The sequence below is a fragment of the Paenibacillus sacheonensis genome, from assembly GCF_009909195.1.
In the GTDB taxonomy this organism is placed as follows: domain Bacteria; phylum Bacillota; class Bacilli; order Paenibacillales; family Paenibacillaceae; genus Paenibacillus_Z; species Paenibacillus_Z sacheonensis.
Map to the genome: position 1 here is coordinate 17,791 of NZ_JAAAMU010000004.1, position 19,017 is coordinate 36,807.

The 19,017-nt window shown below is 56.8% G+C and carries 24 protein-coding genes; 23 read left to right on the forward strand and 1 reads right to left on the reverse strand.

All coding sequences use genetic code 11. The features are described from left to right. Positions 1-204: 204 nt before the first annotated feature. Complete coding sequence (gene comA, locus GT003_RS07990) at positions 205-1,056, reverse strand: phosphosulfolactate synthase (RefSeq protein WP_161696277.1); 852 nt, start codon at positions 1,054-1,056, stop codon at positions 205-207. A 200-nt stretch (positions 1,057-1,256) separates the two neighbouring features. Between comA and GT003_RS07995 the strand changes: the two genes are divergently transcribed. The 23 genes from GT003_RS07995 (at position 1,257) to ahrC (ending at position 18,993) form a co-directional block, all read left to right on the forward strand. Beyond that, on the forward strand, positions 1,257-1,523 hold the full coding sequence (locus GT003_RS07995) for a YqhV family protein (protein ID WP_161696279.1): 267 nt from the start codon (positions 1,257-1,259) through the stop codon (positions 1,521-1,523). A 122-nt stretch (positions 1,524-1,645) separates the two neighbouring features. Further along, on the forward strand, positions 1,646-2,656 hold the full coding sequence (spoIIIAA, locus tag GT003_RS08000; protein WP_161696281.1) for a stage III sporulation protein AA: 1,011 nt from the start codon (positions 1,646-1,648) through the stop codon (positions 2,654-2,656). After that, positions 2,649-3,167, forward strand: a complete 519-nt coding sequence (spoIIIAB, locus tag GT003_RS08005; RefSeq protein ID WP_161696283.1) for a stage III sporulation protein SpoIIIAB — start codon at positions 2,649-2,651, stop codon at positions 3,165-3,167. The genes spoIIIAA and spoIIIAB overlap by 8 nt, the downstream gene beginning before the upstream one ends. 15 nt (positions 3,168-3,182) lie before the next feature. Beyond that, positions 3,183-3,386 carry a stage III sporulation protein AC gene (spoIIIAC, locus tag GT003_RS08010; RefSeq protein WP_161696286.1) on the forward strand — a complete coding sequence of 68 codons (204 nt, stop codon included), beginning with the start codon at positions 3,183-3,185 and terminating at the stop codon, positions 3,384-3,386. A 97-nt stretch (positions 3,387-3,483) separates the two neighbouring features. Continuing rightward, entirely contained in the window at positions 3,484-3,879 is a 396-nt protein-coding gene (gene spoIIIAD / locus GT003_RS08015; protein WP_161696288.1) for a stage III sporulation protein AD, read from the forward strand. 5 nt (positions 3,880-3,884) lie between these two features. Beyond that, complete coding sequence (gene spoIIIAE / locus GT003_RS08020) at positions 3,885-5,153, forward strand: stage III sporulation protein AE (RefSeq protein WP_239565727.1); 1,269 nt, start codon at positions 3,885-3,887, stop codon at positions 5,151-5,153. Positions 5,154-5,166: 13 nt separating this feature from the next. Beyond that, positions 5,167-5,898, forward strand: a complete 732-nt coding sequence (spoIIIAF, locus tag GT003_RS08025; RefSeq protein WP_161696290.1) for a stage III sporulation protein AF — start codon at positions 5,167-5,169, stop codon at positions 5,896-5,898. 17 nt (positions 5,899-5,915) lie between these two features. Beyond that, positions 5,916-6,554, forward strand: coding sequence for a stage III sporulation protein AG (gene spoIIIAG, locus GT003_RS08030; protein ID WP_161696292.1), 639 nt, complete (start codon positions 5,916-5,918; stop codon positions 6,552-6,554). A gap of 36 nt (positions 6,555-6,590) precedes the next feature. Further along, positions 6,591-7,325 (forward strand): SpoIIIAH-like family protein, encoded by a 735-nt coding sequence (locus GT003_RS08035; RefSeq protein WP_161696294.1) that lies wholly within the window; start codon positions 6,591-6,593, stop codon positions 7,323-7,325. A gap of 220 nt (positions 7,326-7,545) precedes the next feature. Then, complete coding sequence (gene accB, locus GT003_RS08040; protein WP_161696296.1) at positions 7,546-8,025, forward strand: acetyl-CoA carboxylase biotin carboxyl carrier protein; 480 nt, start codon at positions 7,546-7,548, stop codon at positions 8,023-8,025. Positions 8,026-8,087: 62 nt separating this feature from the next. Beyond that, complete coding sequence (accC, locus tag GT003_RS08045; RefSeq protein WP_161696298.1) at positions 8,088-9,458, forward strand: acetyl-CoA carboxylase biotin carboxylase subunit; 1,371 nt, start codon at positions 8,088-8,090, stop codon at positions 9,456-9,458. 127 nt (positions 9,459-9,585) lie between these two features. Next, positions 9,586-9,993, forward strand: a complete 408-nt coding sequence (locus GT003_RS08050; RefSeq protein ID WP_161696300.1) for an Asp23/Gls24 family envelope stress response protein — start codon at positions 9,586-9,588, stop codon at positions 9,991-9,993. A 107-nt stretch (positions 9,994-10,100) separates the two neighbouring features. Beyond that, entirely contained in the window at positions 10,101-10,664 is a 564-nt protein-coding gene (amaP, locus tag GT003_RS08055; protein ID WP_161696302.1) for an alkaline shock response membrane anchor protein AmaP, read from the forward strand. Positions 10,665-10,675: 11 nt separating this feature from the next. Further along, on the forward strand, positions 10,676-10,909 hold the full coding sequence (locus tag GT003_RS08060) for a DUF2273 domain-containing protein (protein WP_161696304.1): 234 nt from the start codon (positions 10,676-10,678) through the stop codon (positions 10,907-10,909). Between the two features lie 103 nt (positions 10,910-11,012). After that, positions 11,013-11,465, forward strand: a complete 453-nt coding sequence (nusB, locus tag GT003_RS08065) for a transcription antitermination factor NusB (RefSeq protein WP_161696306.1) — start codon at positions 11,013-11,015, stop codon at positions 11,463-11,465. Between the two features lie 116 nt (positions 11,466-11,581). Then, positions 11,582-12,442, forward strand: coding sequence for a bifunctional methylenetetrahydrofolate dehydrogenase/methenyltetrahydrofolate cyclohydrolase FolD (gene folD / locus GT003_RS08070; RefSeq protein ID WP_161696308.1), 861 nt, complete (start codon positions 11,582-11,584; stop codon positions 12,440-12,442). Between the two features lie 8 nt (positions 12,443-12,450). Further along, a complete protein-coding gene (xseA, locus tag GT003_RS08075) occupies positions 12,451-13,803 on the forward strand; it encodes an exodeoxyribonuclease VII large subunit (protein ID WP_161696310.1) in 1,353 nt (450 codons plus the stop codon). A 2-nt stretch (positions 13,804-13,805) separates the two neighbouring features. Next, positions 13,806-14,078, forward strand: a complete 273-nt coding sequence (gene xseB / locus GT003_RS08080) for an exodeoxyribonuclease VII small subunit (protein ID WP_161696312.1) — start codon at positions 13,806-13,808, stop codon at positions 14,076-14,078. Between the two features lie 2 nt (positions 14,079-14,080). Continuing rightward, entirely contained in the window at positions 14,081-14,992 is a 912-nt protein-coding gene (locus GT003_RS08085; protein WP_420831418.1) for a polyprenyl synthetase family protein, read from the forward strand. 103 nt (positions 14,993-15,095) lie between these two features. Next, entirely contained in the window at positions 15,096-16,994 is a 1,899-nt protein-coding gene (gene dxs / locus GT003_RS08090; protein WP_161696314.1) for a 1-deoxy-D-xylulose-5-phosphate synthase, read from the forward strand. A 21-nt stretch (positions 16,995-17,015) separates the two neighbouring features. Then, positions 17,016-17,834 carry a TlyA family RNA methyltransferase gene (locus GT003_RS08095; RefSeq protein ID WP_161696316.1) on the forward strand — a complete coding sequence of 273 codons (819 nt, stop codon included), beginning with the start codon at positions 17,016-17,018 and terminating at the stop codon, positions 17,832-17,834. A 232-nt stretch (positions 17,835-18,066) separates the two neighbouring features. Further along, on the forward strand, positions 18,067-18,528 hold the full coding sequence (locus tag GT003_RS08100) for a hypothetical protein (RefSeq protein ID WP_161696318.1): 462 nt from the start codon (positions 18,067-18,069) through the stop codon (positions 18,526-18,528). Between the two features lie 15 nt (positions 18,529-18,543). Beyond that, the gene (ahrC, locus tag GT003_RS08105; RefSeq protein WP_161696320.1) at positions 18,544-18,993 is read left to right on the forward strand and encodes a transcriptional regulator AhrC/ArgR; all 450 of its coding nucleotides are present in this window, start codon (positions 18,544-18,546) and stop codon (positions 18,991-18,993) included. Positions 18,994-19,017: the final 24 nt, after the last annotated feature.

The following is a 19,017-nucleotide window of genomic DNA, read 5'->3' on the forward strand; positions in this document are numbered from 1 at the left end:
CGCTTCCTTCCTTATACTAAATCCCATGTATAGGATTTCAAATTTTGCGCTTACGGCGAAGCAGGCGGAAACAGTCTGAAGAAGCGGCAGCGTTCGCCTTTGTACCCCGAATTTCACCTAATGGAACTCCAATTCAAAGATTCAGGGGTACAACAGCGATCGGAAGACGTATCCGCCCGGCGGAGCCAGCTTTTCGCCAAACCTTTAAATCATATACACAAACGGCTCTACCCGCTCCCCAAAGTGAAACGTATCCGAACGAAGGCCGCGCCGCATCGTTTCCAGGGACAGCACCTCGGACGGCTGGATATTGCCGAGATTCGCTTCCGCGCCGAACGATTTGAGCATCTGCACCTGCTGCTGCTTCAGCGGCGTCTCCCACATGATCCGACTGACATCGCCAAGCGTATGGCTGACGGAGTCGAGCACGCTTTGCGCGCAGTCGCCGTTGCCGTCGAACAGGCCGACGCCGACGCCGGATTCCCGCGCCTCGATCGTCACCATTTCCGCGCCGGCTTCCCAATCGGCCAAAGCCGTCTGCAGCAGCTCGTTCGCATCCACTAGCGATCCGGTCAGCTTCTTCCCGTATTCCGTGACGACCCGAAGCCCGTTCCGAACGCCTTCTTGAATCAGTTCGGTGCGGAGCCTCCGGTTCAACTCGATCGTACCGTCGGACACTTCGATGCCATTAAAGCCCATTCTGCACACCGTGCGGAAGAAGGCAGGCACGACGTTTTGCTGAACGGCCGTTTCCAGCAGCGTGCCTCCGGGCATGACGGACAGGCCGCAGCGTTTGGCCAGCTCGATTTTGGCAAGCAGCAGGTCCGTTGGATAGAGGGGGGCGGTTCCGAAACCGAACTTAACGCAATCGATGTAGCCGCCCGCGGTTTCCATCAAATCGGAGAACGCATGCCGTCCCAGTCCTTTGTCGATCACCATCGTTTGCCCGCGTACTTGCGTCGATCCCATCCCGTTATCGGGTCTGCCGGACAGTTCACGTTGACCGCTCGGATCCTGCAGAGCCGCAGGCCAAGCCGCCTGAGAAATTGATTTCATTCGATCTCCTCGCTATCCATTCGTTTCCTTGTTACCCGAGCAATATATGCAGTTCGCCCAGGGTCGGTGCCGCGGGTGTCGGGTAACCGCCTATATTTATAAGAATGAAAGAGAGACAAGCACGCATAGGCTGTACAAGCGAGTCTATTTGCTATGGATGCGAAGAAAGGATTCGGAAACATAGGAAGAGAGGGATAAGGATGCTTAATAAAATCGTCCTCAGCATGGCGACGCTTCGAATGTTCTCCGGTACGCTCGAAATCATGGCGGCGCTCCTTATGCTGCGGCTGAATCAGATCGACAAGGCGCTTGTCGTGAATTCCTCGCTGGCTCTGGTGGGGCCGCTCGTGCTCATTTCCACGACGACGATCGGGCTCGTGGGACTGTCGGACAAACTGTCATACGGCAAGATGTTGTGGATCGTCGGAGGCGTAGCGTGCATTTTGATAGGCGCGCTGAAGAAGTAGATTAGGCATAAGCGGCAGCATGTCCGCATACAATGGGAACAAAGATGGACAATCCATCCTTCTATGAAACTAGCAAGGTCGCCATCCACACAGCCGACAAACAAAGCCGGGAGGAATGCCGGATGCTTAAAGGAGTGCAGCATTTGCTGCCTGCCGAGCTTGCCGAAGTGATGAGCCGTTTGCCAGAGCGACTGAAAGACGAATTGGAAGAAATCCGCATTCGCGAAAGCCGGCCGCTGGAGATCGGAACGTCCGGCGGGTTTTGGTTCCTATCGCCGGCAGGACAGCCGCTCTCGCGTCCTGACGAAGCGTACAAGCCGTCGCCGGAAGTCTGCCGCAAGATGCTGGAGCGGGTGACGAACCATTCGTTGTACGCGATGGAAGAAGAATTGAAGCGAGGCTACATTACCGTCGCCGGCGGCCATCGGATCGGCTTGGCCGGAAGGACCGTGCTCGAAGGCGGGAGCGTAAGAGGGATACGCGATATCGCGGCATTCAACGTGCGGATCGCGCGCGAAGTCATCGGCGCGGCCGGAAGTCTGCTGCCTAAGCTGCTGGATCATAAGCGGCGGACGGTACACTCCACGCTGGTTCTTGCACCGCCGCAGCAGGGCAAGACGACGCTGGTGCGGGATTTGGCCCGGGCGGCAAGCAGCGGTGCATGGGGGCATCCATCGGCAGCCGGGTGGCCGGGGCGGAAGGTCGGCATCGTCGACGAGCGTTCGGAGATTGCCGCCTGCGTCAGGGGCGTGCCGACCTTCGACGTCGGGCCGAGAACCGACGTGCTGGACGCCTGTCCCAAGGCGGAAGGCATGATGATGATGCTTCGTTCCATGTCGCCGGAGATTCTGATCGTGGACGAGATTGGCCGCGAAGAGGACGCAGCCGCCATCCTGGATGCGAGCCATGCGGGCGTAGCGGTCATCGCGACCGCGCACGCGATCGATCTCGAAGATGCTCGCGCCAGGCCCGTTATCGGGAGACTGCTTGCGGCAGGCGCATTCCAGCTTTGCGCCCAGCTCCAGCGCACGGCCGGCGGCCTGGCTGGCCAGGTGTTCCAGGCTTCATCCGCCTTTCGAGCGCCCGCCGCCCGCGAGCCTACATCGCTGAAGGGAGGCGGGGGCTATGGTTAAACTCATCGGAGCGGCGCTAATTCTCTTCGCCGGCACCATGATCGGCTGGCAGCAAGCCGCTCGCTACGCCGCGCGCCCGAAACAGATCCGCCAGCTTATCCATGCGCTGCAGCGGCTGGAAACCGAAATCGGCTACGGCTTCACGCCGCTGCCGGAAGCGGTCGCCAGGTGCGCGGCGCATGTGCCGGAACCGGCGGCCTCGCTGCTCAGAGCCGTGAACGAACGGCTCGCGGAAGGCGGGGAGCTCACCTTCAGGGAAAGCTGGGAAGCCGCGGTTATGGACGCTTGGCCGCACACGGCCATGCGGCAGCCGGAGCAGGCGGCGCTTGTCCGCCTCGGCCATAACCTCGGCATCAGCGATCGCGAGGATCAGATGAAGCATCTGAAGCTTGCCGTGCAGCAGCTGAAATTCGAGGAAGACACGGCGCGGCAGGATGGCGTGCGGTACGTGAAAATGTGGCGAAGCTTAGGAGTTCTCACGGCCGCGCTGATCGTCATTTTGATTCTTTAGTGGGGTGCCGGAAGCATGAACATTGATGTCAGCGCTATTTTCCAAATTGCCGGAATCGGCATCATCACGGCCATGATCCATACCGTGCTGAAGCAGATGGGCAAAGAAGACATGGCGCAATGGGTAACGCTGATCGGCTTCGTCGTCGTCTTGTTTATGGTCATCCGGCTCTTGAACGACCTGTTTCAAGAGATCAAAACGATCTTCCTGTTTCAATGACAACGGCGAATTCAGCGGAATGCTGCATGTCCAGTCCTACGGTTGTACGCCTAAACCAAGCCGCATCAGACGCTTTAGGCAAGGCAGGTGAATAAGCATGGAAATCATCCAGATCGTCGGCCTTGGCCTCGTCGCAACCGTGCTCACGCTCGTCGTCCGCGAACAGAAGCCGATGTTCGCCTTCCTGCTCGCGACTTTCACGGGATTGTTCATTTTCCTGTATGTCATCGGCAAAATCGAAACGGTCATCGGCGTGCTGGAACAGCTCGCGGACCGTTCCGGCATACCGTCCATTTATTTGAAGACCGTGCTCAAGATCATCGGAATTGCGTACATCGCGGAATTCGGTTCCCAGATCGTCCGGGATGCCGGTCAGGAGAGCATCGCATCCAAGATCGAGTTTGCGGGAAAAATTCTCATTCTCGTCATGGCCGTTCCGATTATCAGCGTCATCGTTGAAACCGTACTAGGCCTTCTGCCGATAGGGAGTTGATGATCATGCGGCAGCGTTTCGTCCGTTGCTTGGTTTTATCGGCCGCGTTGTTCTGGGGCTTTCTGTTATTCCTGCCGGCAGCAGCGGCGGCGGATCCTGCTTCTGCCGACATGCCGGCCTCCGGACAACGGCAGGGGAATGATGCCGCTTCGGATCGGGGCGGTCAGCAGGCGGACGCCGTGAACAAGCAAGTATCGGACGAGCAGCTGCAAGGGATCGACACGGATGCGGTGGAGAAGTATTGGAACCAGCTGATGAACGATTACGGCGGCTTTTTCCCCGACCATAACGTGCCGAGCTTTATCCAAATGATCATGCCGGGCGGCGAAGGGCTCAAGCTGACGACCGTCCTGACGGGGCTCCTGAAGTACGCGCTTCACGAAGTGATGTACAACGGCAAGCTGCTCGTGACGATCGTTATCCTGACCGTATTCAGCATGATGCTGCAGACGATGCAGACGGCATTCGAACGCAATGCCGTCAGCAAGGTCGCGTACAGCATCACCTACATGGTAATGATCGTGCTTGCAGTGAACAGCTTCAATGTCGCGATCGGCTACGCGAAGGATGCCATTACCGGGATGATTCAGTTCATGATGGCGATGGTGCCGCTGCTGCTGACGCTGCTGGCGACAATGGGGAGCGTCGTGACGGTATCGGTCATGCATCCCTTGATCGTGTTCATGATTCACGCGGTGGGAACGGTCATCTATACGATCGTGTTTCCGATGCTGTTCTTCTCCGCTGTCCTGCATATCGCCAGCTCGCTGTCGGACAGGTTCAAGGTGACCCAGCTGGCCAACGTGCTCCGCAACGTCGCTGTCGGACTGATGGGCGTCATGCTGACGGTCTTCCTGGGGGTCATCTCCGTTCAGGGCGCTACAGGTTCCGTGACGGACGGCGTGACGATGCGGACCGCCAAATTCGTCACCGGCAATTTCGTCCCCGTCATCGGGCGAACGTTCTCCGATGCGGCGGATACGGTCATGTCGGCCTCGCTGCTCGTGAAGAACGCGATCGGCATCGCCGGCGTCGTGATCATTCTGTTCCTGTGTGCGTTCCCGGCGGTCAAAATCATCACGCTCGCTTTGATTTACAACGTGTCCGCGGCGGTCATGCAGCCGCTCGGCGACAGTCCCATCGTCGGCTGCCTGCAGACGATCGGGAAGACGCTCATCTACGTTTTCGCCGCGCTCGCGGCGGTCGGCCTCATGTTTTTCCTGGCCATCACCATCATCCTGACGGCGGGCAATGCGGCCGTCATGATGAAGTAGCGGAGGCGATGACATGCTGAACTGGCTGGCCGTATGGCTTCAGCAGATCATAGCGGTCGTGCTGCTGGCCGGGTTCATCGACCTGCTGCTGCCGAACAAGTCGATGCAGCGCTATGTCAGGCTGGTAGCCGGACTCATCGTTCTGCTGACCATCCTGACGCCGATCATTCGGGTGCTCCAGGGTGATTTCAGCGCCAAGCTTGATAGCGAAGTCGAGCATTGGTTCAACGCGGATCCGGCCAAGGAGCTGCATATGCCGACGCTGCAGGATATTCAGGAGAATGCCGCCGTGCTGAAGCAGCGGGAGGCCGCATCGGCTTCGGCGCTGGCCGAGAAACAAATCGAAGACGCGATGACGGCGGGCATCGAGCAGGCAACCGGTCTTCGGGCGGCAGCGGTCGAGGTGAGGATGAAGGCGGCGGGGAAAGGGCAGCCCGCCCAGATCGCCAGCGTAAGCGTTACGCTGGCGCGAGCCGAACCGCCGGAGTCCGAACCGCAAGAAGAGGGAAGCGCTGCGGCAAGCGGCGGCGGGGATAACGCGGCTGTAGATGAAGTGCAGACGGTGCAAGTGAACATTGATCCGCTGCCTTCAGAAGCATCCCCGAACAGCGGGGAGTCGCAGGTTAAGCCCGTATCCGGCACGATCGCGGAAGCGGTCAAATCCGTGCTGCGGGAAGGCTGGTCCGTCAACCCGGCGCTCGTGGAAGTGCTGGAGCTTGTGCCGGACGGGGCATCCGCAAGGTAAGAAAGGGGAGAACGACGTTGGCCAAATGGCTGGAGGGGCTGGAGACGACGCTCGGCAAAGGAAACGGAGGACCGAAGCGTGTGCGCACGCTGCGCTGGCTGCTCGTGATCGGCGGAATCGGCGCGGCGCTGATGCTCATGAATTCGTTTCTATCGTTTCAGAGAGTTCCTCCGCCGCAGGATCAGACCCAGCAGACGGGCGCTCCCCCGGACGATCAGACCGCGTTGGCTGGAACCAAATCGGGCAGTTCGTTCGACGACATCGAACGGCCGCTCGAAAGCAGGCTGAAGGAGATTTTGCAAACCATCGTCGGGGTCGGTCCGCTCGACGTGATGGTCATGGTCGATTCGACGGAAGAAGTCGTCACGGCGATCGACGAGAAGGAATCGCAGCAGATTACGAACGAGACGGATAAGAACGGCGGCAAGAGGAGCATTACTTCCATTACGAAAGAGGGCCAAGTCGTCCTTTACGATACAGATGGAGAACGTTCACCGATCATCGTCAAGCGGATACAACCGAAGATCAGAGGCGTGCTTATCGTCGCGCAGGGCGCGGAGAACGGCACGGTGCGAAGGCTCATCATCGATGCCGTCGAGAAAGGTCTTAACGTTGCGGTCAACCGAATCTCGGTTATTCCCCGCAAGCAACAATAAACCCATTGGGACAATGAAAAGGGAGGCAACAAAACGATGAACAACAAAAGGCAAACGATTTGGCTCGTGTCGATGCTCAGCTTGATGGTGATTTTGTCGGCGTATTACTTGTTCACGGAAGACGTCACCACGCCATCGAGCGATATCGTGACGACGGACGGCACGCAGCAGCAGAGCGCGAACAGCGACGCGACGGAAGCTTCGGGAGCGGCAGACGGCGGCAATGCCATCATTGCGGACGAAGTAACGGGAGACGAAGGCGACAATGCGGCGAACGACAGCGCGGCGGCCGACAACGGAGGAACTTCGAAGGACGCGGGCGATACAGCCGATAATACGGCGGACGTATCGGGCGACAGCGCGAATGCAGGCAAGACGGACGAAGAACTGCTGGATGAAATCGCGAAGGCCGGCGGGGTCGCTTCCAGCGTGTTCAGCCAGCTTCAGGAAGAGCGCGACCAGAACTATTTCGAGGAATATAACGAGCTTATGGGCAAAGTGTCCGATACGAAATTGGCTCCGAAGGACGCCGCAAGCTCCATGGACCAAGTGAATTTGCTGGAAGACAAGAACGCGAAGATCACGGGCTTCGAAGAGGAACTGTCCAAGCAATACGGCAATGCGGCCGTCGTGCCGGACGAGTCCGGCAGATACAAAATCGTCGTGCAAAGCGACAAGCTGGAACGCAGCCAAGCCGACAGCATCCTGACCGCGGCGATTGCCGAATTGGGCCTGACGCCCGACCAACTGACGATTCAGTACGTGAAGTAATCGAACCAGCCCCGCAGCCGATTCACGGCTCCGGGGCTTTTTCCAACCGGGACGCATAAAATGGGGGTTCGTGTTCCGGCGCATTTATGGTATAATGAGTTCTGCTATGTGCAGGTTTGGAAATCTGTACCGCTTTTGTATGGTTGCAAACACAGCGCTTACAATCAAGCGATCGCGAGCGTCCCGCAAAGAGGATGCAAAAACTTTTAGGAGTGAAACGATGTTTAAGCTGAGCGAGATTAAAGAATTGATCAAGCTGGTTGACGGAACTTCCGTCCATGAACTTGAAATTGAAAACGACGGCGCACGCCTCATGATCCGTAAGCCCGGCAAAACCGAAGTGGTGAACATTCAGCAAGCCGCGCCAATCGTTCCTACATATACGCAGGCTTCCCAACCTCAAGCGGAAGTTCAGACGGCACCGGCTGCGCCCGCTCCGCAGGCAGCTCCCCAAAACAACTACCACCCGATCGTCTCGCCGATGGTCGGCACGTTCTACCGCGCGTCCTCTCCGGACAAGCCCGCATTCGTCAACGTGGGCGACCGCATCAACGACAAGTCCATCGTCTGCATACTCGAAGCGATGAAGCTGATGAACGAGCTGGAAGCCGAAGTGCGCGGCGAAATCGTCGAAATTCTCGTCGAGAACGGACAACTGGTCGAATACGGACAGCCGTTGTTCCTTGTGAAACCGGAATAATCCGCTTCTAGGCGTTAGGCGAAGACGGAACCGGAACCAACGGACACGAGAGGAGTTTTACCGTGAAATTCAATAAAATTTTGATCGCCAACCGCGGCGAAATCGCCGTTCGCATCATTCGCGCCTGCCGCGAGCTGGGCATCGAGACCGTCGCCGTCTACTCCGAGGCCGACCGCGAATCGCTGCACGTTCGACTTGCGGACGAGGCTTACTGCATCGGACCTGTCGCTTCCAAGGACAGCTACTTGAACTTAACGAATATCATGAGCGTCGCGACGCTGACGAACTGCGATGCCATTCACCCCGGGTATGGATTCCTGGCGGAAAACGCGGATTTCGCGGAAATCTGCGAATCGTGCGGCGTGACCTTCATCGGTCCTTCCCCGCAGGCCATCAGCAAGATGGGCGATAAATCCGTCGCGAAATCGACGATGAAGCAAGCGGACGTGCCGATCATTCCAGGCTCGGACGGATTGGTCGAGGACATGGACGATGCGATCCGCGTCGCGCGCGAAATCGGTTATCCGGTTATCATTAAAGCGACTGCCGGAGGCGGCGGCAAAGGAATCCGGATCGCCGAGAACGAGGAGTCGCTCATCTCGCAGATTACGACGGCGCAGCAGGAAGCGCAGAAAGCGTTCGGCAACGCCGGCGTCTACCTCGAGAAGTATTTGACGGGCATGAAGCACGTCGAGATTCAAATCATGGCCGACAAGCATGGCAATGCGGTGCATCTGTTCGAGCGGGACTGCTCGATTCAACGCCGCCGCCAGAAGCTGCTCGAAGAAGCGCCTTGCCCGGTTCTCAGTCCGGCGCTCCGCGAACGGATGGGACAGGCTGCGGTACGCGCGGCGCAGGCCGTGAATTATGCGGGGGCCGGCACGCTGGAGTTCCTGCTTGGTCCGGACGGCAAGTTCTACTTCATGGAAATGAACACCCGGATCCAGGTCGAGCATCCGGTCACCGAGCTCATTACGGGCGTCGACTTGATCAAAGAGATGATCTCCGTCGCCGAAGGCAATCCGTTGTCCATCGCGCAGGAAGATTTGAAGATCAACGGCTGGTCCATCGAATGCCGGATCAACGCGGAGGATTCCGAACGCGGCTTCCTGCCTTCGCCGGGGCAGATCCAGTTTTACCTGCCGCCAGGAGGCTTGGGCGTTCGCGTGGACAGCGCCGCTTACCCGGGCTACGTTATCTCGCCGCACTATGATTCCATGATCGCGAAGCTGATCGTGTGGGGAGCCACGCGGGAAGACGCCATCGCACGGATGAAGCGGGCGCTTTCGGAGTTTGCGATCGAAGGAATCCGCACGACGATTCCTTTCCACCTCAAGCTGCTGAACCATCCGACGTTCATCAAGGGCAATTTCGATATCAAGTTCCTCGAGGAGCACGACATCAATAATCCGGATGAATTCGTGCAGGAATAGCGACTGAAACAAGTTCTGCGCGGTTTGTCATATTTCCGGCGGAATGCTATAGTATAGGAATAAGAAGCGGATAAGCTATCGGTTTGCGGCTGAAGGCACGCAACTTTACGGGAGGTGTAGGATAACCATGAGTACGCTGGCAGCGGACTATGAGAGAACAGACATGGGCACTATTCAAATCGCACCCGAAGTCATTGAAATCATTGCTGGTCTTGCGACGATTGAGATTCAGGGCGTAGCGGGCATGAGCGGCGGATTCGCCGGCGGCATTGCCGAGCTTCTGGGTCGCAAAAACTTGTCGAAGGGCGTTAAAGTCGAAGTCGGGCAGCGCGAGGCGGCCGTAGACGTTTCCATTATCGTGGAATACGGCAACCGAATTCCGGAGATTGCCTCCGAAATCCAACGCAATGTCAAGCGATCGATCGAAACGATGACCGGACTCCAAGTCATCGAAGTGAACGTTCATATCCACGACGTTCATTTCAAGTCGACGGAGAAACCGGAAGCGGAGGATGTCTTGCTTCGCGTCAAATAAACCTTCACGTAGAAACGAATGACTCATACCCCCTAGTGGTTGGGCTTGCCGCTCGGCGCTAGGGGGTTTTATCTAGTCTTCTCATCCGCTTCAAGGAGGTATGGTCGTTGATAAGAGTGTTGGACAAGCTGCTGTTATTCATTTACAGCCTGGCAATCGGAGCCGCGGCCGCCATCGCGTTCAGCGCGGGGGTCTATTGGTTTCCGGAAGAATGGCTGAGCAATCTCGTACATAATTTGTACAGCGGTGACATGCGCTGGCTGCAGCTGACGGTCGTCACGACGGCAGTGGTCGTGTTCCTCATCAGTCTTCGCTTCTTCTACGTATCGCTTCGGCGCAGCAATGCTTCCGCTCCTTCTATCGATCAGCGGACGGAGTTTGGCGATATCCGCATTTCGCTGGAGACGGTCGAGAACTTGGCGCTCAAGGCCGCTGCGCGTCAGCGCGGCGTCAAGGATTTGAAAGCGCGGATTCGCATCGGCGAGACGGGGATCGAAGTTTCGCTGCGTGCCGTCGCGGACGGCGAGACCTCCATTCCGACATTGACGGAGGACATCCAACGGTCGGTTAAGACGCATGTCGAGGAAATCACCGGCATTCCTGTAGCGAATGTGTCCGTTTACGTCGCGAACATCATCCAAACCGCGAACTTTAAAAGCCGTGTAGAATAGGGGTGATGCCGATGTTGTGGAGGGAAATCTGGACAACCTATGGGGGACGGATCGCCGGCGTTACCGTTGGCGTCGTTCTTGGACTTCTTTATTTTATTGTTGGATTTTGGGATATGCTGTTTTTCGGCCTGCTGCTGTGGGTCGGTTATGCAATCGGCAAGATGAAGGACGAGCATAGCGGCCCTATCTTCCCTTGGCAGCGCATGCTGGAATGGCTGACGGAGCGGTGGCGCCCGTTCAAATAGCACTATGGTCTCCTCCGTACCCCGGACGCAGCGGCATTCGTTCGGGGCAGGGAGGAGATCATATTTTGATGAAGCATTTTTTTAAGGAGCGGACAGATCACATATGAAACGAAGGTTAGCACGCGAAATCGTGGTACAAAGCTTGTACCAAATGGAAATGAACGAAGAGGCGACGACCGCCTCCGCGGTGGACATGCTGGTCGACGAGGTGCATGCCGAGAATGAAATCGAGGCGGATGCCGCAGACGTCGGCAAAGTCGATGATTATATTCGCAGCCTGCTTCAAGGCGTCATCGAGCATAAAGCGGCGATCGACGATATGCTGCAGCATTATTTGACGGGCTGGCAGGTGGACCGGCTTTCGCGCGTGGACCGTCAAATTCTAAGGCTTGCGTGCTACGAGCTCGTATTCCGCGATGATGCCCCGCCAAAAGCGATCATTAACGAAGCTATCGAGCTGGCCAAGCATTTCGGAACGGACGAGTCCGGCAGATTCGTCAACGGCGTTCTGGGACGCCTGCTGCATGCGCTCGACGAGCTTAAACCGAAAGCATAGGCGTCGGTCCACAACCTGGCGTCTTCGGCGATTCAGACTAGCCCCTTGCGGCCTCATGGCGTAAGGGGCTTCCCGATAATCAAGCCCTGCGGGGACTTATATGAGGAGCGATTGAAGTGACAGCACAACGTATCGAAGGAAAAGCAATCTCGGATGCCATTCGAATCGAAATCGGCGAAGAAACGGCGAAACTAGCCGCGCAGGGCATCGTACCAGGCCTTGCCGTCGTCCTCGTCGGAGAAGACCCGGCATCGAAAGTATACGTGGGAAGCAAAGAAAAGGCTTGTCAGCAACTAGGCTTCTATTCCGAAGTGCATAAGCTGGCCGCAGAGACATCGCAAGAAGAGCTTCTCGCCCTTATCGACCGCCTCAACCGGCAAGATACGATCCACGGCATACTCGTGCAGCTGCCGCTGCCCAAACATATCGACGAAAAATCGGTTATCGATGCCATCAGCGCCGCGAAAGACGTGGATGGCTTCCATCCCGTCAGCGTCGGCAATCTCGTCATCGGCGACGATAGCCTTCTTCCTTGTACGCCAGCGGGCGTTATCGAGTTGATTAAACGGACGGGGATTGAAATCGCAGGCAAGCATGCCGTCGTTATCGGCCGCAGCAACATTGTCGGCAAACCCGTGTCGATGCTGCTTCTTCGCGAGCATGCGACCGTGACCATTTGCCACTCTCGTACGGCGAACATGGCCGATCTTGCGAAAACGGCGGATATTTTGGTCGTTGCGATCGGCAAAGCGAATGCGATCGGACGCGAATTCGTGAAGCCAGGCGCCGTCGTCATCGACGTGGGCATCAACCGACTCGAGAACGGCAAGCTTGCCGGAGACGTGAATTACGAGGATGTTCTGGATACGGCCGGCTACATTACCCCGGTTCCGGGCGGCGTAGGCCCGATGACCATTACGATGCTCATGCAAAACACGCTGAAAGCGGCGAAACAACAACAAGCAGCGAAGGAGTGAGATCCGCCATGGCTGACCGAACGCGCGTATTTTCGATCAAAGAAATCAACCGCTACATCGGGATGAAGTTGGAATCGGACGGCCTCTTGAGCGACGTGTGGCTGCGCGGCGAAATATCGAATTTCACGCACCACTCCAGCGGGCATATGTATTTTACGCTGAAGGACAAGGACAGCCGGCTGAAATGCATCATGTTCGCCTCTCATAATCAGCGTCTTCCGTTTATTCCGAAGGAAGGCGCGAAGGTGCTGGCACGCGGCAATGTTTCCGTGTACGAGCGGGACGGGAATTACCAGTTCTATTGCACGTCCATGCAGCCCGACGGCGTCGGCAGTCTCTATCTCGCTTACGAGCAATTGAAGCGCAAGCTGCAGGACGAAGGGCTGTTCGATGCCGTGCGCAAGCGCCCGATCCCCAAGTTCCCGAAGGCGATCGGTGTCATTACGTCCGCTACGGGAGCCGCCGTGCGGGATATATTGATCACGCTGCAGCGCCGACACCCTTCCGTGCCGGTGCTGCTTTTTCCTGTATCCGTGCAGGGAACGGGAGCTGCACCTTCGATTGTCAAGGCCATTGAAAACATGAACCGTTTGGGCGAAGTCGACGTATTAATAATTGGCCGGGGCGGCGGTTCGTTAGAAGAGCTATGGGCTTTTAACGAGGAAGCCGTCGCCCGGAGCATCGCGGCTTCGCGCATTCCGGTTATATCGGCGGTCGGTCACGAGACCGATTTTACGATCGCCGATTTTGTAGCGGACTTAAGGGCCGCTACGCCCACGGCGGCAGCCGAATTGGCAGTGACGAGCGTGCAAGAGCTGCAAGCGAAGCTGGCTCATATGGAGTCCAGGCTTACGCAGATGCTTCGCATGACGCTCCAAGGGCGACAGGAAAGGCTGGCCCGGCTTCGCCGGTCTCCCGTATTCTTGAATCCGCGTAAATACGTCCTTCAACAAACGCAGCTGCTTGACGTGATGCGGGAGCGCCTTCGGAATCGCGCATTAAGGCTTGCGGAGCGCAATCGCGTAAACTATCGGAACCTTCATAGCGCGCTGAGCCGGGCTCATCCCGGCGCTAGAGCCGCGCTAGCGTCGAAGCAGCTGCACCTGACTTCGGCTCGCCTTGAAGCCAGCATGGCAGCAGGCATGAAGGGAAAACGCCTGCAGCTGCTTTCTTCGATGCGGCAACTAGATGCGTTGAGCCCGCTTAAAGTCATGTCGAGAGGGTATAGTTTAGTATATGACGAGCACGGAAATAAATTGGTTAAGTCCGTATCGGACGTCCAGCTTGGCGACTTGATCCACGTGAAAGTGTCGGATGGTCAGCTGGAATGCCAGGTATGGGGATTGAAAGGGGAGGCGTAAGCATGGCGGCGAAGGAGAAAGAAAAAGAGAAGGCAGCTGAAGAAATCAGCTTCGAAACGGCTATGGAACGTCTCGAAGACATCGTCGGCAAGCTGGAAAGCGGCGACGTTCCGCTGGAAACGGCGATCGAGCTGTTCCAGGAAGGCATGAAGCTCTCGCAGCTATGCGGCTCCAAGCTCGAGCAGGTCGAACGGAAGATCGAAGTGTTGATCGAGTCCGAGAACGGCCTGCAACGAAAACCGTTTGCGCCCGCGAACGAGGATAAAGGGGATTAAGCGTGAAAACGTCGATTTCGCTATCAGACTATTTAAACCGCTCCGTCTTGGAGATCGAAGAGGCGCTGCGCGCTTCCATTCCGCAGGAATGGGATATCCCGCCGGCGCTTCGGGAGTCTATGATGTATTCCTTGGAGGCCGGAGGCAAGCGGCTGCGGCCGATTCTCGTCCTTAGCGCGGCGGAGGCTGTCAGCCGGAATGCGAATGCACGAAACATCGCGATGCCGATCGCATGCGCAATCGAAATGATTCATACGTACTCTCTCATCCACGACGATTTGCCTGCGATGGATAACGACGATTATCGGCGGGGCAAGCCGACGAATCATAAAGTTTATGGCGAAGCGATGGCGATTTTAGCCGGTGACGGGCTGCTGACGCATGCCTTTTACGCCGTCACCCGATCTGCCGCGCTGGGCGCTACGCCAGAGACGGCGCTTGCGATCGTGTCGGATTTGTCCAGACTCGCCGGCGCGCCCGGGATGGTCGGCGGACAGGCGGCGGACATGCTTGGCGAGCAGGGCGTAACTTCGCTCGAAGAGCTGGAATACATTCATCTGCATAAGACAAGCGACCTCGTCGTCTTCTCTGTGCTGGCCGGCGCGCGTATCGGCGGGGCTTCGCCCACTCAGCTGGAATCGATGCAGACTTTCGCGCGCAAGCTCGGGCTGGCCTTCCAAATCCAAGACGATATTTTGGATTTGATCGGAGACGAAGCCAAGCTGGGCAAACCGGTTCAAAGCGACGTGGAAGAACAAAAGGTCACCTATCCGTATTTGATCGGCATGGAAGCCAGCGAGAAGCTCGTCGAACGCCTGACCCAGGAAGCGAAGCAGGCACTGGAGGAAGCGAAGCTGGCCATGCCGGATAGGCTGCATGCGATAGCCGATTATTTGATGCGCAGAGACCATTAGCTACCCCGATCGTGGGCTTCTGCCGCGAACTATGATATAATCTAGCCAAGTTTGACGAAAGTTGGACAACGGGAACTGTAAGCCGGGAAAGCGAGGAACGATCGTGTTGCTTGAACATATTAACGAGCCCAAAGATTTGAAGTCCTTGTCGATCGCGCAGCTGGAGCAGCTGGCGGCCGAGATTCGCACGTTTCTGATCGAGAAACTGTCGTCGACGGGCGGACATCTTGCTCCCAATTTGGGAGTTGTCGAGCTTACCTTAGCGCTGCATTATTTATTCGACAGCCCGCAGGATAAGTTTATTTTCGATGTGGGCCATCAATCATACGTCCATAAAATGTTGACTGGCCGCAGGGACCAGTTCGATACATTGCGTCAATATAAAGGGCTGTGCGGTTTCGTGAAGCGCGCCGAAAGCCCGCATGACGTCTGGGAAGCCGGGCACAGCAGCACTTCGCTCTCCGCTGCGATGGGCATGGCGCTTGCCCGCGATCTGAAAGGCGACAAGAATAAAGTCGTCGCGGTGATCGGGGACGGCGCGCTGACGGGCGGGATGGCGCTAGAAGCGCTTAATCACATCGGCCATGAGAAGAAGAATCTGATGGTCATCCTGAACGACAATGAAATGTCGATCGCGCCGAACGTCGGAGCCTTGCATCACTATCTTGGCAAAATCCGTACGGATCGCCACTATCAGAAGGCCAAAGAAGAGTTGAATCAGTTCTTGAACAAAATCCCCGCGATCGGCGGCAAGCTGGCCAAAACCGCGGAACGGCTCAAGGACAGCATCAAATACCTGCTGATGAGCGGCATTTTGTTCGAACAGTTCGGCTTCACCTATCTGGGGCCGGTCGACGGACACGACCTGACGCAGCTGACCGAGCTGCTCGATCAGGCAAGCCGCGTGCCGGGTCCGGTACTCGTGCACGTGCTGACCGTCAAAGGCAAAGGCTATTCGCCGGCCGAAGCGGATTCGTTCAAATGGCACGGCGCTTCGCCGTACAAGATCGAATCGGGCCAGATGCTGAAAGCCGTCGGACCTCCGATGTATACGGAAGTATTCAGCGAGGCGCTGATGGAATTAGCGGAGCAGGACAAACGGATCGTCGCCGTCACGCCTGCCATGCCCGGCGGATCCGGATTGCTGAAGTTCGCCGAACGTTATCCCGACCGCATGATCGACGTCGGCATCGCGGAGCAGCATGCGGCTACGATGTGCGCCGCGCTTGCCATGGAAGGCTTGAAGCCGGTCTATGCCGTATACTCCACGTTCCTGCAGCGCGCCTACGATCAAGTCGTGCATGACATCTGCCGGCAGAACGCTAACGTGGTATTCGCGATCGACCGTGCCGGATTCGTCGGCGCGGACGGCGAGACGCATCAAGGCGTCTATGACATACCGTTCCTGCGCCATATTCCGAATATGGCCATCATGATGCCGAAGGATGAGAACGAGCTCCGCCGCATGATGAAGACGGCCGTGGATTACGACGACGGTCCGATCGCGATTCGTTATCCGCGGATAAGCGGTCTTGGCGTGACGATCGAGAAAGAGATGAAACCGATTCCGTTCGGCACGTGGGAAACGCTGCGTGACGGCGATTCGGCGGTCATCGCGGCGATCGGTCCGATGATTCCGGTAGCCGAGGAAGCGGCTGAGCTGTTGAAACGCGAAGGCTTGAATGTCCGCGTCATCAATGCGCGGTTCATTAAACCGTTGGACGAAGCGATGCTTCTGAAGATCGCGGACGAAGGCCTGCCGATGCTGGTGCTGGAAGAAGGCTCGGAGCAGGGCGGTCTGGGCAGTGCCATCATGGAGTTCTATTCGCTGCAGCACAAAGACGACATGCGCGTCCGTATCGTCGGGGTTCCCGATCTATTCGTCGAGCATGGCTCGGTGAAAGAACAGCGCCTTGAAGTCGGATTGACGCCTGATCGCGTCGCAGGCGAATTGATTACGCTGCTTCCGCGCCTACGCAAACGCGTACCCGGTCAGGTATAAGAAACAGGAGATTCCGAACAGATGACGATTGCAAAAGAACGAATAGACGTGCTGCTCGTGGAGCAAGGATATTACGACAGCCGCGTCAAAGCAAAAGCGGCGTTAATGGCAGGCCTCGTCATCGTTGACGGCGAGCGAATCGAGAAAAGCGGGATGAAGGTGCCGAGAACCGCGTCAATCACCGTCAAAGGCGCGCTGCACCCATACGTCAGCCGCGGCGGACTGAAGCTGGAGAAAGCGATCAAAGCATTCGGCTTGGAACTTGAGGGTGCCGTCATGCTGGATATCGGCGCATCGACCGGAGGCTTCACGGATTGCGCGCTTCAGCATGGTGCCGTGTACGTATATGCATTAGACGTGGGATACAACCAGCTGGACTGGTCCCTTCGTCAGGATGACCGCGTCAACGTGATGGAGCGGACGAATTTTCGCTACACCGTTCCGGAGGATTTGAAAGGTCCGGAGCCGACGTTTGCGACGATAGATGTATCGTTCATATCATTGAAGCTGATCCTGCCGGCGCTCGGAACGCTGCTGAGGCCGGGTTCCGGAATTGTCGCCTTAATCAAGCCGCAGTTCGAAGCGGGACGGGAGAAGGTCGGTAAGTCGGGCGTCGTGCGTGAAGCATCGACGCATAGGGAAGTGCTTCACCAAGTGCTCGGCTTCGCGGCCGGTCAAGGATATGCACTGAAGCAGCTGACATTCTCCCCGATCACGGGCGGAGAAGGAAACATTGAATTTCTGGCTTATTGGCAATGGGAACCGGGCACGGATATTGCTGCCCCGGACGATGCGTTGATTTCGGCGGTCGTCGAAGGTGCCGCTCAAACGTTTTCTTAGCCTTCGTTTCGTTTAGAATGCGATGTATGGGATAAATGAAGTCTTTTCTGCAGACGATCTCGTCGGCCGGAAAGGCTTTTTTTGTCTCCCCCTTTGCATTCGGCGAAATATTTGGTAAGATAAGTACGAAAGCAAACAAGTGTTCGGTGTTTGCGAAAGAAGCATCGAAGAGGAAATAATACCCGAGACGCGAAATGATTAGAGGGATTCTTTCTAGCGCGGGAGGGAGCTTATGGGAAACTTCGGTGACTGGCTGGTTATGATCGTTGCCGGCGGACTGTTGGTCTATTGGCTGTATCGGGGGTTCTATCGTTGGCTGCATGAACCGCCGGGCATGAATACGAAGCTGCTGCTCAGCGATGCAGAGGATGTCAAGGAAGACGACGTGAACGTGCAGTTTTTGGAGAAGGCCGGCTACGAAGTAACGCATGGCAAGTATCGGGTGCCGTTAACGATTGATCTGGATGGGACGATTTTACAGAGCCGATTATTCATCGACTTAATTGCCGAGAAAGACGGTAAGCATTATATAGTGAAGACTGCGCGCGAGCGGATGCCCATAGATTGGACAGGCAGCGGGGTCAGGGACCGGCTGCTCGTCTATGCGCTCCTATTGCCGAATTGCGAAGGCGTTTTGTTCGTGGACCATAAGGAATCCGTTATTCGGACGATTACGTTCCGGCTCGGATCCTAACTCGAGGAGGATAACATGAAGAGCGTTCGTCAAATGAAAATTCGCGAACTGATTACGAGCCAAATCATCGAGACGCAGGATGACTTGGTTGAATCGCTGAGAAAGGCCGGGCTTCAAGTGACGCAAGCGACCGTTTCCCGCGACATCAAAGAAATGCAGCTCATCAAGGTGCCGATCGAGGACGGGAAATACAAGTATTCCATTCCGCAGGAAACCCGCGTCCATTCGATATCTAAGCTGAAGCGCACCTTGTCCGATCATTTCCTGCATATCGATTTCACCAATAATTTGGTGGTCATGAAGTGCTTGCCGGGCACTGCGAACGCCATATGCGCCATGATCGATAATATGGAGTGGGTCGAGGTCATGGGGACGATTTGCGGAGACGACACGATTCTTATTATTTGCCGGACGCAGACCCAAAGCGGAGAAATCGTGGATCGTTTGCTTGGTCTGATGAATTAAAGATTGGCTGGTTATCAACGTTGA

What these genes read in the sequence shown, in the direction of transcription:
- spoIIIAA (WP_161696281.1), top strand. Translation starts at nt 1,646, where the DNA reads ATGCTTAAAGGAGTGCAGCATTTGCTGCCTGCCGAGCTTGCCGAAGTG.
- spoIIIAE (WP_239565727.1), top strand. Translation starts at nt 3,885, where the DNA reads ATGCGGCAGCGTTTCGTCCGTTGCTTGGTTTTATCGGCCGCGTTGTTC.
- xseB (WP_161696312.1), top strand. Translation starts at nt 13,806, where the DNA reads ATGGCGGCGAAGGAGAAAGAAAAAGAGAAGGCAGCTGAAGAAATCAGC.
- GT003_RS07995 (WP_161696279.1), top strand. Translation starts at nt 1,257, where the DNA reads ATGCTTAATAAAATCGTCCTCAGCATGGCGACGCTTCGAATGTTCTCC.
- xseA (WP_161696310.1), top strand. Translation starts at nt 12,451, where the DNA reads ATGGCTGACCGAACGCGCGTATTTTCGATCAAAGAAATCAACCGCTAC.
- comA (WP_161696277.1), bottom strand. Translation starts at nt 1,056, where the DNA reads ATGAAATCAATTTCTCAGGCGGCTTGGCCTGCGGCTCTGCAGGATCCG.
- GT003_RS08050 (WP_161696300.1), top strand. Translation starts at nt 9,586, where the DNA reads ATGAGTACGCTGGCAGCGGACTATGAGAGAACAGACATGGGCACTATT.
- spoIIIAC (WP_161696286.1), top strand. Translation starts at nt 3,183, where the DNA reads ATGAACATTGATGTCAGCGCTATTTTCCAAATTGCCGGAATCGGCATC.
- GT003_RS08100 (WP_161696318.1), top strand. Translation starts at nt 18,067, where the DNA reads ATGGGAAACTTCGGTGACTGGCTGGTTATGATCGTTGCCGGCGGACTG.
- spoIIIAF (WP_161696290.1), top strand. Translation starts at nt 5,167, where the DNA reads ATGCTGAACTGGCTGGCCGTATGGCTTCAGCAGATCATAGCGGTCGTG.
- spoIIIAD (WP_161696288.1), top strand. Translation starts at nt 3,484, where the DNA reads ATGGAAATCATCCAGATCGTCGGCCTTGGCCTCGTCGCAACCGTGCTC.
- GT003_RS08095 (WP_161696316.1), top strand. Translation starts at nt 17,016, where the DNA reads ATGACGATTGCAAAAGAACGAATAGACGTGCTGCTCGTGGAGCAAGGA.
- ahrC (WP_161696320.1), top strand. Translation starts at nt 18,544, where the DNA reads ATGAAGAGCGTTCGTCAAATGAAAATTCGCGAACTGATTACGAGCCAA.
- spoIIIAB (WP_161696283.1), top strand. Translation starts at nt 2,649, where the DNA reads ATGGTTAAACTCATCGGAGCGGCGCTAATTCTCTTCGCCGGCACCATG.
- GT003_RS08060 (WP_161696304.1), top strand. Translation starts at nt 10,676, where the DNA reads ATGTTGTGGAGGGAAATCTGGACAACCTATGGGGGACGGATCGCCGGC.
- nusB (WP_161696306.1), top strand. Translation starts at nt 11,013, where the DNA reads ATGAAACGAAGGTTAGCACGCGAAATCGTGGTACAAAGCTTGTACCAA.
- accB (WP_161696296.1), top strand. Translation starts at nt 7,546, where the DNA reads ATGTTTAAGCTGAGCGAGATTAAAGAATTGATCAAGCTGGTTGACGGA.
- GT003_RS08035 (WP_161696294.1), top strand. Translation starts at nt 6,591, where the DNA reads ATGAACAACAAAAGGCAAACGATTTGGCTCGTGTCGATGCTCAGCTTG.